The 13,231-nt window shown below is 58.7% G+C and carries 8 protein-coding genes; 2 read left to right on the top strand and 6 right to left on the bottom strand.

Translation table 11 applies throughout. The features are described 5' to 3' along the window. Positions 1 to 3 precede the first annotated feature (3 nt). The 5 genes from AC3B6F_RS11735 to AC3B6F_RS11715 form a co-directional block, all read right to left on the bottom strand. Complete coding sequence (locus AC3B6F_RS11735) at positions 4 to 942, bottom strand: hemolysin family protein (protein ID WP_010502456.1); 939 nt, start codon at positions 940 to 942, stop codon at positions 4 to 6. Next, positions 939 to 1,427, bottom strand: coding sequence for an rRNA maturation RNase YbeY (gene ybeY, locus AC3B6F_RS11730; protein WP_061931766.1), 489 nt, complete (start codon positions 1,425 to 1,427; stop codon positions 939 to 941). The genes AC3B6F_RS11735 and ybeY overlap by 4 nt, the downstream gene beginning before the upstream one ends. Beyond that, positions 1,396 to 2,589, bottom strand: a complete 1,194-nt coding sequence (locus AC3B6F_RS11725) for a PhoH family protein (protein WP_062502637.1) — start codon at positions 2,587 to 2,589, stop codon at positions 1,396 to 1,398. Before AC3B6F_RS11725 ends, ybeY begins: the two co-directional genes overlap by 32 nt. Further along, on the bottom strand, positions 2,583 to 4,007 hold the full coding sequence (gene miaB / locus AC3B6F_RS11720; protein WP_415573502.1) for a tRNA (N6-isopentenyl adenosine(37)-C2)-methylthiotransferase MiaB: 1,425 nt from the start codon (positions 4,005 to 4,007) through the stop codon (positions 2,583 to 2,585). The genes AC3B6F_RS11725 and miaB overlap by 7 nt, the downstream gene beginning before the upstream one ends. Positions 4,008 to 4,247: 240 nt before the next feature. After that, entirely contained in the window at positions 4,248 to 5,204 is a 957-nt protein-coding gene (locus AC3B6F_RS11715; RefSeq protein WP_489824485.1) for a lysophospholipid acyltransferase family protein, read from the bottom strand. Positions 5,205 to 5,418: 214 nt separating this feature from the next. On the opposite strand from AC3B6F_RS11715, the gene AC3B6F_RS11710 reads away from it, so the two are divergent. Together AC3B6F_RS11710 and AC3B6F_RS11705 are read left to right on the top strand one after the other, a co-directional pair. Further along, positions 5,419 to 7,518, top strand: a complete 2,100-nt coding sequence (locus tag AC3B6F_RS11710) for an autotransporter assembly complex protein TamA (protein WP_489824483.1) — start codon at positions 5,419 to 5,421, stop codon at positions 7,516 to 7,518. Beyond that, positions 7,518 to 11,654 carry a translocation/assembly module TamB domain-containing protein gene (locus AC3B6F_RS11705; RefSeq protein ID WP_489824482.1) on the top strand — a complete coding sequence of 1,379 codons (4,137 nt, stop codon included), beginning with the start codon at positions 7,518 to 7,520 and terminating at the stop codon, positions 11,652 to 11,654. Before AC3B6F_RS11710 ends, AC3B6F_RS11705 begins: the two co-directional genes overlap by 1 nt. Here the strand turns inward: AC3B6F_RS11705 and AC3B6F_RS11700 are convergent. Further along, complete coding sequence (locus AC3B6F_RS11700; RefSeq protein ID WP_489824481.1) at positions 11,648 to 13,231, bottom strand: tetratricopeptide repeat protein; 1,584 nt, start codon at positions 13,229 to 13,231, stop codon at positions 11,648 to 11,650. The two genes, AC3B6F_RS11705 and AC3B6F_RS11700, sit on opposite strands and share 7 nt — an antisense overlap.

The following is a 13,231-nucleotide window of genomic DNA, read 5'->3' as shown; positions in this document are numbered from 1 at the left end:
GCGTCAAGACCCGCGCTCATCATCCTGCTGCCCGGTATCGGGGAGAGGCTTCTTTTCCCAACCTTCCGGAACCCGCATCCGCAAGGCACGGATATGACGCGCATCGGCGTCGAGAACGCGGAATTCTAGGCCGCTGTCATGGGTCAAAACTTCATCGCGGGCTGGAACATGTTCCGCCATGCGGAACACCAGCCCACCAACCGTTTCAATTTCCGCTTCCCGTTCCGCATCTGTCAGAACAGCGCCGAGCCGCTCCTCAAGCTGTCGGACTGGCAAGCGGGCATCGATATCGAAGGAGCCGTCAGGGCGTTCGACCCACGGCGTTGTGACCGGATCATCATGTTCGTCTGAAATATCGCCCACGATCGTCTCGATCAGATCTTCGATCGTCACGAGGCCATCAATGCTGCCGTATTCGTCAATGACGAGCGCCATATGCATCCGGCGCTGACGCATCTGCAGAAGCAGATCCAGAACCGGAATAGTTGGCGCAATCATCAGAGGCTGACGCAGGAGCGGACGAATGTCGAACGCTTCGGGGTCGTCCACATAAGCCACCAGATCCTTCACATGGATCATGCCAGCGATATCGTCGAGCTGCCCGCGATAGACTGGCATACGGGAATGATTTTCCCGCCGCATGTGATCCAGAGCATCGTTGAAGGAGATGCTCTCCGGCATGGCAATGATGTCTGCGCGCGGGATCATGACGTCATCCGCCGTGATGTCCCGCAGGCGCAGCACGTTCATAATGAGCGCGCGTTCCTGCCGATCGAGCTCAGGCTCGTCGCCCGTTTCCTCGACAGGCTGAGCTGCTTCCTGAACAAGCGTTGCAATGGATTCGCGCAAACCCTGATCGCGGCCACGGCGACCGAACAGTCCGAACAGGCCTCGGGAATTCTTCCTACCGTCGTCTGAACGGTCAGTAATGTCTTCGCTCATGCCCGTCTTCCTGCCTGTCGCCACGGATCGCCAAAGCCAAGCTGACGCATCGTGCGGGTTTCCACGCCTTCCATGTCCCGGGCTTCGCCGGGCTGATAATGATCGTATCCTGCCAGATGCAGGGCACCATGAACCACAAGATGTGACAGATGGGCACGCATGCTGCGATGGGCAGCATCCGCTTCCTTCCGGACCGTCTCGTAACCCAGAATAATGTCTCCGCCATGAACGGGGGACACCGGCTCGAATGTCAGAACATTCGTGGGCTTGTTCTTGTTGCGGAAGCGGGCATTGAGCCGCTTTACGATCCGATCTGTCGAGAGAAGAATCGACGGAGCAGGAGACCGGCTGAAATCCGGGCCGCCCTGACGGGCGACGGCGGTGAGCGCACGACGGATCGCGCGCTCTGTATCAGGAACCGAGAAGCGCCATCTGGCGTCCTCGATGATGATGTCAGTACCGGCGTGACGACTTGGAGGTTCCATTGTTTTCCCGGCGCGGCCGATCCCTGAAATTATCCAGAGGGGCAGGCGCTTTCTGTTCATAGGCATCGACGATACGGGCGACCAGCGGATGGCGCACCACATCGACGGATGTAAACCGTGTAATGCCGATTCCCTTGATGCCTTCGAGGGTCTCGACGGCTTCCCTTAGCCCAGATGATACCCCGTTGGGCAGATCAATCTGGCTCAGGTCGCCTGTAACAGCCATGCGTGTGCCTTCACCCATGCGGGTCAGGAACATCTTCATCTGGGCTGGTGTCGTATTCTGGGCTTCATCCAGAATGACGAAAGAGTGGGCAAGGGTTCTGCCACGCATGAAGGCCAGCGGCGCGACTTCAATCTCGCCCGTACCCATCCGGCGCACGACCTGGTCGCCCGGCATCATGTCATTCAGGGCATCATAGAGCGGGCGGAGGTATGGATCGATTTTTTCCCGCATGTCACCGGGCAGAAAGCCCAGACGCTCGCCGGCTTCCACTGCCGGACGGGAGAGAATGATACGATCAACCTGTCCGGCCAGCAGCATGGCGACGCCCTGCGCGACAGCCAGATAGGTCTTGCCTGTTCCCGCTGGTCCGATCCCGAAGACCAGATCGGTGCGGGCCAGCATTTCCATATACGCCGCCTGACCATGAGACCGCGGAGCGATTACGCCCCGCTTGGTGCGGATGGCGGGCAGATCTGTAAAGGGGGCGGAGGACGGAGGGACCTGCTGTGGAGAGCGGGTATCTGTCCGCTGTTGATTGTCCCGGCGTGGATGCTGCTTCTGAGAATGCTGTGACGAAGATGGTGGCGGAACGGCAGCGCGTTGCCGCTCATGATGACGCGTTGGGAGGGCCGTGAGACGGATCACCCCATCAACCTGTGAACTGTCGATGGTGCCGCCCTGTTCGAGCTGATTGTAAAGCGCGACGATGGCGGCCTGCGCCCGGCCCACGGCGTCCGTCTCTCCCGAGATAGCAATCTTGTTGCCACGGCATGAGAGCCGGACGTCAAACCCTTCTTCAAGTCGGGCGAGATGTCGGTCGTGGTCTCCCAGAAGTCTCTGGAGAAGAATGTTGTCGTTGAAGCGCAATGCGACAGTGCGATTGCCTTCGGTGCCACCAGTGGTGGCGACGGAGCGCGTCGGGGGTGTTGTCAGCAAGCGGAGGCTGTCTCCCGGATGAGGGTTCCACCAAGTGAGTTGGTCATGCGAGTTGTGATAGCAACCTTGGCGATGGTGCCAATCAGATGCTCCGGCCCTTCAAAATGAACAGGCTGGAGATACGGAGACCGGCCGGAAAGCTGACCCGGCTTGCGGCCTTTCCCCGTAATGAGAATATCCTGAACCGTTCCGACCATATCCGCATTGAAGGCGTCCTGCTGTTCACGCAGGAGCGCCTGAAGCTCGGCGAGGCGACGGTCCTTCACGTCCTCGGCCACTTGAAAAGGCTGGCCAGCGGCGGGTGTGCCGGGACGGGGGGAATATTTGAAGCTGTAAGCCATAGCGAAGCCGATATCGCGTACGAGCTGCATCGTGGCTTCGAAGTCTTCATCCGTTTCACCCGGATGACCGACGATGAAGTCTGACGAGAGAGCCAGATCAGGCCGCGCTTCCCGCAAGCGACGAACGCTCTCGCGGTACTCGTCTGCGGTATGCCCACGGTTCATGGCTTTCAGGATACGGTCTGAACCGCTCTGAACTGGCAGATGCAGGAATGGCATTAGGGCGTGGTTATCGCGGTGAGCGTCGATCAGGGTCTGATCCACGTCACGCGGGTGAGACGTCATGTAGCGGATACGATCCAGGCCCGGCAGGCGTGCCAGCTCTTCGGCTAGTTCCGCCAGTGTAGCACTGCCACCCTGGCCATTATCGCCATGATAGGCGTTGACGTTCTGGCCCAGCAGCGTGATTTCACGGACGCCAGCGTCCACCATGCGGCGTGCTTCAGCCATGACGGAAGCAACCGAACGACTGCTTTCTGCGCCGCGTGTGTACGGTACGACACAGAAGGAGCAGAACTTGTCGCAACCTTCCTGAATAGTCAGAAACGCTGTGAGATTCCCAGCGGACTGAGGGGCAGCCTCATTGGGAAGGAAATCGAATTTCTGTTCAGCCGGGAAATCCGTCTCGATGACCGCACCACCAGCGCGCGCTGCACGGGCGACCATCTCTGGCAGGCGATGATAGGTCTGCGGGCCAAGCACCAGATCAACATAGGGCGCACGACGGAGGATTTCTTCGCCTTCTGCCTGCGCAACACACCCGGCAACAGCAATGATACTGCGCTCGCGCCCGTTTTCCATCCGCTCGTCACGGATTTTGCGAAGGCGACCCAGCTCGGAAAAGACCTTTTCCGTGGCGCGTTCCCGGATATGGCAGGTGTTGAGGATCACCATGTCCGCCTCTTCAGGCGTTTCAACCGGTCCATAGCCAAGCGGACGCAGGACATCAGCCATGCGGGCGCTGTCATAGACGTTCATCTGGCAGCCCCATGTAATGACATGCAGCCCATGACGCGTACGGTCAGTCGGTGCACGATCAGCAGGGGCAGGCGCGGAGGCGGAAGTCTCGGTGGTCACAGTCTCGATCCGGGATTGGCAAAAGCAGGCACACACATCGGGGCAGGAGACCGCGCGGTCAAGTCTGTCCAGACAGGAGAGAAGTCAAACATGGGGCGGTATCGGCATGTCAGACTGGCCTGAAGTGGCATCACCATCTCCGGACGGACGCTGGATTGCTCCCATCGATGGCTATGAAAGTGACGCGCTGACGGCGGGCAAGTCAAGACAAACCTTGTGAATTGCAGAAGAATAAGGCGCTTAGTTCTGTCCGTCTGGCACAAGTCCCTGCCGAAGCTGGGCGGCACCATCACGCACGGCCTTGAACGTTGCGTTGGCCAGTTCCTTGCGGGATTTGAAATCTTCCGGGTTCAACGGCGGATGCAGTAAGACGGTTGCCCGCATGGAGCGCCACTGGCCGAACGACCAGATATGCGGGGTCAGATCCATGTCCCCATACCATGAGAAAACGGACCGCCGACTGCGCCCGACTGGCAGGCCTTCCAGTCTGTCATAAACGATGGAAACGGGCTGGATGAGGACCGGAGGAGGCTTTGGCATCCCTGCCTGCTCAAGGCGGCCCGGCTTGGCCACGGCAAAGAAAGACGACAGGAAGGGCAGGACGCGGCTGCCATCTGAAGACGTGCCTTCCGGGAAAAGTACGATATCGTCTCCGTCCCAGAGGCGATCCGCCATGTCATGCAGTTCCTTCCCCGTGTTCTGGCGGTTGCGGCTGACGAAGATCGTGCGCCCGAGGCGTGAGATGGTGCCAATCAGTGGCCAGGTACCGACTTCGCCTTTAGCGACGAACACCGTATGGAGAACACCGCCAACAGCGATGATATCCAGCCAGGAGCAATGGTTGGCGACATAAACGATCGGGCGTTCACCATTTTGGACATCCCTGGCGGTTCTGATGCCACCGACAGGTGTCCCGATGACACGAAACTGAAGCCCTAGAATACGCCCAATCGTGTACCAGAAAACGCGTGGAAGCCTGATTTTTGCTGAGCCAGGCAAACGGATGAAAAGCGCCTGCAGGCAGCCCGCCCAGAAAGCCCATATCAAAACGGCTGTCAGTCGCCCGATACAGCTCAGACGACTGAAAATCGAGGACTGCGTTGTTGCCTGATCGGCCGGAAAATTGACACTTTCATCAATGATCGGTCGGTTGTGGCGTCTGCGGCCGGACGGTGAAGGAGCATCACGATGGGACATGGGTGCTGAGTGATACGGTTTTCAGAAGACCTAGACAATCTTGTTTGTCTTTCAGGCGTATCTATTGGCTATAATAGGGAGGGTCTTCGGTGGACTTGTCGTGCGTGTTCAGGATAGAGCCAGAAGAGTATGCGGCCGTCTTTTGCGGATCCGCTCCAAAGGGTCGACCCTTCCCGGTTCGATCCCTCCTCAAAACGGATTTTCAGGACCTCCGGTGAAGCCAGGCCATCGCTCGTCAGTTGTTTCCTTTTCCCTTGCTTTCGGCGTCATGGCATCTTGCTGTCATGTTGAGAAAGCATGGGCAGATGCGCCCTCCAGCGGGGAGGAAGCCGAGAAAACTGTTCCGTATTCTGTTACCCTTCAGCCGACTAAAAATGCGGAGGTCGATGCCGCCATCCAGGCCTCGTCCCAGCTTCAAACACTGAAGACGACCCATGCTGTTGGGCCTTATGCGTTGGCGGGGCGTATCCGTGCGGATTACGACCGCGTGGACACGGCATTGCAGTCCCAGGGCTATTATGCGGGTACGGTTACAATTCGTATCAAGGTCGGTGATCGGGAACTGGACGGGCGTGATCCTGCGCTGCCAGATGCTCTGAATGCGCTTCCCAAAGGCGGAAAGGTCAGCATTACTCTTTCCGCTACCATGGGGCCACAATTCCATCTCGGCAAGATTAGCCTGACAACACCGCCGCCCAAAGCAGTTCAGCCATCTGATGCAGCTGCAAAATCACCGTCTCCAAAAGGAAGTGCGGCTCCAGCGAACAGTAAGGCTCAGACAGCAGAGAAAATGGGCGCGCCAGAGACGGCGGGAGACGCTACGGCTCAGGGCGAACCCGTGGAACTGACTGCGGCAGAACTGAAAGCGTTCAAGCTGAAATCCGGACAGCCAGCAGTGGCTTCCGATGTGCTTGCCGCACAGGGAAATCTGCTCACCCAGTTGCAGGAAGAGGGGTATGCGGTCGCGGATGTGTCCACGCCGCTTGCCTATCTTCAACCGCATGACAATACGCTGGATATTGTCTTTCGCGTTGGAAAAGGTCCAAAGGTTGTCATTGGTCCCGTCGGGATGGATGGCTTGCAACGTGTGCACCAGTCGTTCCTTCGCCGCCGTCTGACGATCAAGGAAGGCGAGCTGTATCAGCCGTCCAAGATTGAGGCGGCTCGGCAGGATCTCGCGGCTGTGGGTGTATTTTCGTCGGTTCAGGTTCACAATGCGCCCCCGATCGTCACGCTTGGACCGGGTAAGACGCTGGTGCCCGGCGTTTTCCAGGCCATGCCTGTTGATTTCGATTTTAAGGAAGCCAAGCGGCGCACCGTTGCAGTTCAGGCCGGGTATTCGACCGATCTGGGTGGACGTGCCGGTGTCACCTGGACGCATCATAATCTTCTGGGGAATGCCGAGCAGCTCAAGCTGACAGCTCTGCTGACAGGCCTCGGCGGCTCAGCCCAGCAGGGTCTGGGCTACGATGTTTATGCAGATTTCAGCAAGCCGGACTTCCTGCATAAAAACCAAAACCTGAGCCTGCGTGTGGAAGCGGTGCGGCAGCTTCTGTATTCCTATCATCAGACGGCCTTCATTCTTCGCGGAGGAATTGGTCGGCGTCTCGGCAAGTTCTGGTACGTGTCCGGCGGCCTCATGGGGATGCAGGAGCAGATCCAGCAGTTTGGCGATACACGGAATTATTTCATTGTATCCGCGCCATTGAGCGCGACCTATGACAGCACCCAGCTTTCCAATCCGATCGACCCGGCAACACATGGTATTCGGGCCGCCCTGTCCGCTACGCCGTCCGTATCTTTGGAAAATGGAACGTCCTTCTTCACCCTCCTGTCTGCGCAGGTCTCAACATACTTTGACCTTGCCCGGATCGGGCTGACCAAACCCGGTAAGAGCATCATTGCGGTGCGTGGCACGGTTGGGTCGGTTCAGGGGGCATCCACCTACCAGATCCCGCCGGATCAGCGGCTCTACGCGGGTGGACCTGCGACGGTTCGTGGCTTCCGGTATCAGGGCGTGGGGCCGCAGTATGGCAGAACGAAATATGCCATTGGCGGTACGTCTCTGGATGCGGGAACGGTCGAGTTTCGCCAGCGGCTGCCAATGAATCTGGGTATGGCGGCTTTCGTCGATGCCGGTCAGGTCGGAACTGGCTCCCGTCCGGGGCAGGGCACGCTTCGTGTTGGCTATGGCGCGGGTGTTCGTTACTTCACGCCGATCGGACCTATTCGTGTTGACGTTGCCCTTCCCATGAACCGCCCGGCTTATGGCGACAAATGGGAACTCTATATCGGTCTTGGGGAGACTTTCTGATGCGCGCCCGCAGGATCATTCTCTGGATCGTTGGTCTCGTTGTCGGCGTTCCGCTTGGACTGGTTGTTCTGGCGCTCGTGATTGTGCTCATCGGCATCAATATCGGGCCAGGGCAGCGGCTAATCGAAAGCAAGGTCGGCCCACTGACGGGGGGCATGGTGCAGATCGCCGGGCTGTCCGGCGCGCTTCCGCAGCATCTGACGCTGGCGGAACTCCGAGTGAAGGACAGCAAGGGTGTCTGGCTGGAGCTGGATCATTTTGAGCTCCGCTGGTCTCCGCTCTCCCTTCTGCACATGGATGCGCACGTCAAGGTTCTGAGTGCCAGCCGTCTGGCACTGCTGCGCAGCCCTGTGTCAGATACGGCTCAGACGACCGAGGCGCAGACGAAGTCCGGCCCGTCGAAGCTCAATATCCGGGTAGATCTGGATGCGCTGAATGTCGGCCGTATCGAAATCGGGCCTGACTTCACGGGTAAGCCCACGGTCTTCACGCTGAGTGGTCACGCCCATATCGCGTCAATCGCGCCATTCCTGAATGGCGTGACAATGCAGTCGCTTCCGAAAATGGATATCGCGCTGCAACTGAACCGTCTGGATGCGCCGGGTGGCATGACGCTGTCGGCTCAAACCCCCAAAGACCGTATTGTGCTGGCGCTCACCTATAAGGAAGGCGTCAACGGGTTTGCGACCACGCTTGGGCAACTGCCGCAGCTTGATCCTGTGGACACGCATCTGAATCTGTCCGGACCGCGCACCGCTGCTGCTCTTGATTTCGGGCTGAGCGCCGGGCCGATTACGGCGTCTTCGACCGGTCAGATCAATCTCTACACCAATGTTGCCACCCTGCACGTTAAGGCCAATGCGCCTGCCATGACCCTGAAGCCGGGAATTGGCTGGAATGCGATTGCCCTGAACACCGATCTGCACGGACCGCTGAAGGCTCCTGCAGGGCAGGGTCTTCTGGACATTGACGCTTTGACCGCTGGTGGTGCTTCCATCGGGCATCTGCACGCGACATTTGACGGGAATGAAACCCCCAAGCCTGAAGATACGGTTGCTCATCTTCAGGCCGCCCTGACGGGTCTGCGTGTGCCCGGACCTCACCCCACCCTGTTAGCGTCCGCCCCCTTGACGCTGGATGTGACGGCGCATCCGCTCGCAGCGACCATGCCGGTGGTGGCGACAGTCAGTCACCCGCTGATCCAGATGGCCGCAAACACGACGCTCAAGCCAGCAGCATCCGGTCACGTCACGCTGACATTGCCGGATCTGCACCCGCTTGCTGCCATGGGTAGCACGGACCTGAGCGGAAACGCTGCACTGGCGGCTGATTTCGCAATGCCGGTGACGGATCATGATGATCTGACACTCCAGAGCACAGGCACGATTTCCATCACGGGTGGTCAGCCGCAGGCTCTGCACCTGATCGGCAAGGACGGTCATCTGGCTCTGCAACTCAGCAAGTCCCCGGCCAATGTTCTGACGGTGAAGAATTTCGGGCTGGATGGTCAGGCGCTCCATGTTCTGGTGTCGGCCATCGTGGATATGGCGCATGGCAACCGGATGCAGACAAAAGCAACGGTTGCGCTGCCTGATCTGAAACAGGTCAGCCCGACACTTCTCGGGAATACGACCCTGACGGCCACGGCGGACGGGCCGACCGATGATCTGGCGGTCAAAGCCGGGCTGGAAGGCGAGTTTGGAACAAAGGATGTAGCGAAGGGGCCAGTAGCGCTGGATGCTGATTTCCAGCATCTGCCCTCGCATCCACAGGGTACCCTGACGGCGCATGGAACGCTGGATCATGCACCATTGGTGCTCGATAGTGCCGTGCAGAAAACGGATGATGGCGCATTCCATGTCGATCTGAACAAGCTGAGCTGGAACAGCCTCACCGGGCAGGGCAAACTCCGTCTCCCTAACGGTGCCAAGGTGCCGTTGGGTGATCTGGATCTCAGCATCCGGAACCTTGCGGATTTCCAGCGTCTGATTGGTCAGGCCATCAAGGGGCATCTGGCTCTTGCTATTCATACGACCGAGCCACAAGGCGCACCGCCGCAGGTCAAACTCGGACTTGACGGTGCGTTGGCCATGGCGCAGGCGAGCGTGCAGTCCCTGACATTGAAGGGCCTGATTTCCAATCCGATTGATGATCCAACCCCGGATCTGACGCTCGATCTGGCAGGCGTTCGCTCGCAGGACATTACGGGTAAGGCGCGGGCGACGGTCAAAGGGCCGCAGTCCGCCATGGCCCTGACGCTGAATGGGGCTTCCCAGAATGTTATGGGCGCACCGGCCAATGTCGATGCGGCTGTTCTGCTCAACCTGCCAAAGAAGACCGTCCGCATTGATCGTCTGACGGCGATGGCGAAAGACGAATATATCCGCCTGGGTGGGCCAGCCAATGTGTCCTTCGGTGATGTCATGGGCGTGGATCATCTGCGCGCCACGCTGGCTCCGAAGGGTGTTGCACCGGCAACGATTGATGTTGTGGGCTCGATCAAGCCACGTCTTGCGTTGACGGCAACGGTGGACCGTCTGACGCCTGCGATTGCCAAACCCTTCGCCCCGGATCTCGCAGCCAGCGGCACCATTTCCGCCAAGGCCAATCTGGGTGGAACGCTGGATGCCCCGACCGGAACCGTGTCTCTGACGGCGCATGGTCTGAAAATGCAGACCGGTCCCGCAGCGTCGCTCCCAGCTGCGGAAATTCTGGCGAATATCGGCTTGGCCGGAAAAACGGCAAAGGTGAATGCAACCCTTGCGGCTGGCCCGAAAGTGGCTCTCGCGGTTCGTGGAACGGCGCCTACGTCGAAGGATGGCGCGATTGCTCTGAACACGACTGGTCATGTCGACCTGTCCGTTGCCAATGGTGTGCTGGGTGCGAGCGGCATGGCGACAAAGGGTCAGATCGGGATCAATCTAAATGTCGCTGGAAACGCAACCCAGCCTCGGGCAACCGGACAGGTTGACCTGCACAATGTCTCTTTCGATCATTACGCACAGGGCGTCCGTCTGACGGACATCAACGGTGCGATTGTGGCCTCAGGTGACACTCTGACGCTTCAGAATGTTCTGGCCCACGCAGGTCCGGGAACGATTGGTCTGACGGGAACTGTCGGTGTGTTCCGACCGGGCCTGCCGGTGGATATCAAGGTTATTTCCAACAAAGCGCGGCCGATCTCCAGTGATCTGGTAACAGCCACGATCAACACGGACCTGCATATTCATGGACAGGCCACCACCCGTGTCGATGTGGACGGGAAGATCGTTCTGCCGAGCGTGACGGTCAATATCCCCAATTCCATGCCGGCTTCTGTGGCGCAGCTTGATGTAGTGCGTCCGGGCCAGAAGGCACCCGACACGACCAGCGCACTGATTATTGGTCTGGCGATTGATGTGATTTCGCCGGGCCAGTTTGTGGTGCAGGGACATGGTCTGGATGCAGAAATGCAGGGCAAACTGCATGTGGGTGGGACCAGCAGCGCGCCGTCCGTGACGGGCGGGTTCGACCTTAAGCGCGGTAACTTCAACCTTGCCGGGATCAACCTAAATTTCACGCATGGACGCGTCGCGTTCAATGGCACGGGCGTGAACCACAAGCTTGATCCGACACTAGATTTCCGCGCAGACCGTAATGCCAAGGGAACGCTGGCGAGCCTTCTGGTGACTGGGTATGCCAGCGCGCCAAGGATCGACTTCGCATCAGTGCCGACACAGCCTCGGGATGAAGTTCTGGCCATCCTGCTCTTCGGAACAGACGCACATTCCCTCTCGACCACACAGCTTGCTGAACTTGCTGCTGCGGTGGCTCAGCTTGCCGGGGGCTCGTCTTTTGACCCACTCGGGAAAGTGCGGAATGCGCTTGGGCTTGATCGTCTCGCCGTAGGTGGCGGTAGTGGCGTCGATAACGGGGGGACCAGTGTGGAAGCAGGAAAATACGTCATGAAGGGCGTCTATGTGGGGGCGAAACAGGCCACATCTGGTTCGGGTACGCAGGCGCAGGTTCAGATTGACCTGACCAAGCGCCTCAAGCTTAACACGACGGTCGGAACAGGCGGGCAGGTAACGGGCTTTACAACGCCAGAAAACGATCCGGGCTCAAGCGTTGGTCTGTCTTACGGATTCGATTACTGAGCGCTGACTACGTCTTCAAGCAAAGACCTGACCCGGGTTACAACGTCCGACCAGTCCCGGAAACGGGTCTGGCGGACGATTTTCATTTTCGGATACCACGGGCTGTCGTCCCGGCCATGAAGCCAGCGCCAGCAGTTGTTGAACCTGTCCATCATGATGACAGGTTTCCCAAGCCCTCCTGCCAGATGCACCATGGATGTATCCACAGATACGACAAGATCGAGGCATGAGACGAGGGCCGCCGTATCATCCATATCCAGACATTGCGGCATGAAGTCGATCAGCGTGCCCGGGAAATCGAGCCTTTGCAGGGCAGGTTCGTCTTTCTGAAGAGAGTAAAAGCTGATGCCCTCCAGGTCGGCCAAAGGCGCAAGCGCGGAGAGCGGCATGGACCGTTGACGATCCACCATCTGTGCACCTGTATTTTCAGGGCGCGCACCGCCCGCCCAAACCAGGCCGACACGTAATTTTCGATCAGAATGGAGAATTTTCTTCCACTGGAGGACTTTGATTGGATCGGCCTTCAGATAGGGAACGGGTGCGCCCATGGCGTCAGGCGTTGCGGAAAACGCACGCGGAAGGCTGATGAAGGGACAGTGGTAGTCATAGTCCGGCGTCTCTCCACCATGTTGCACGATGGCTGTGCCTTCGACACGGCGGCAGAGGCCAGCCAGTGTGGATGTACCCCAGATATGAACAATAGCGCCTGTTCGTGCGAGAGCCGGGATATATCGGAGATACATCAATGTATCCCCCAGACCTTCCTCCTGCGTCACGAGGACGCGCTTGCCTTCAAGGTTCAAAAAAGGCGTGATATTGGGCAGGAGACGGCTCTGCGGCAGGTTGGTGTGTCCAGGTAAACCGAAACGCCATTCATGCTCGGCCCACCCCTGGGCCATGCGACCGCTTTTAAGCATCGCTATGGAATGATTCAGCCTGAGCGCAGCCTCGTTGGGCGCGAGAGGAATGGTCTCTCGATAAATGTTTGCCGCGTCTTCAAGGCGCCCGATATTGTTGAGAATAGCAGCCATGTTGCAGCCCGGCCCCCATTCTTCCGGGGCTCGCTGACGGAGGCCATCCAGAATGGCCAGAGCTTCATCGAATCGTCCCTGTTCCGTCAAATTCATGGCCAGAAGATTGAGAGTGCCCTTGTCATTGGGGCGCCGTTTAAGGCTTTCCCTCAAGCACATGTCTGCTTCGTCAAAGCGTCCAAGGTGCATGAGGATATTCCCCTGTGCATCCAGCAGGCGCGGATCATGCGGAGCAATTTTTCGGCTTTCCGAAAACAGATGCAGAAGGTCGGATCTGCGACGCAGGGACACTGCTTCGTCAATAATAGCTGTAACGGCATGACCCCCAAAGGGATGGGTCGCTTTCTCAAGCTCCGCCGCCGCATCCTGATATCGGCCTAGCCTAAAGAGCGCACGTCCTCTGTACAGATGGACGGCATGGCTGTCTGGAAGGGGCGCAAGCAAATCCAGTGCTTTTGAAGCATCTCCCGCCCGAAGGCTCTGATCGGCTTCGTTCAGGCGATGCTCGACTGGAGAAGGGGAGGACATCTCACTGGGGCTGTTCAT

Source organism: Gluconobacter sp. ESL1110, assembly GCF_058107395.1.
This window is presented reverse-complemented; position numbering and strand designations above follow the sequence as displayed.

Coding starts and splice junctions, on each gene's coding strand:
- AC3B6F_RS11735 (WP_010502456.1), bottom strand. CDS start 942: ATGAGCGAAGACATTACTGACCGTTCAGACGACGGTAGGAAGAATTCC.
- ybeY (WP_061931766.1), bottom strand. CDS start 1,427: ATGGAACCTCCAAGTCGTCACGCCGGTACTGACATCATCATCGAGGAC.
- AC3B6F_RS11715 (WP_489824485.1), bottom strand. CDS start 5,204: ATGTCCCATCGTGATGCTCCTTCACCGTCCGGCCGCAGACGCCACAAC.
- AC3B6F_RS11705 (WP_489824482.1), top strand. CDS start 7,518: ATGCGCGCCCGCAGGATCATTCTCTGGATCGTTGGTCTCGTTGTCGGC.
- AC3B6F_RS11700 (WP_489824481.1), bottom strand. CDS start 13,231: ATGAACAGCCCCAGTGAGATGTCCTCCCCTTCTCCAGTCGAGCATCGC.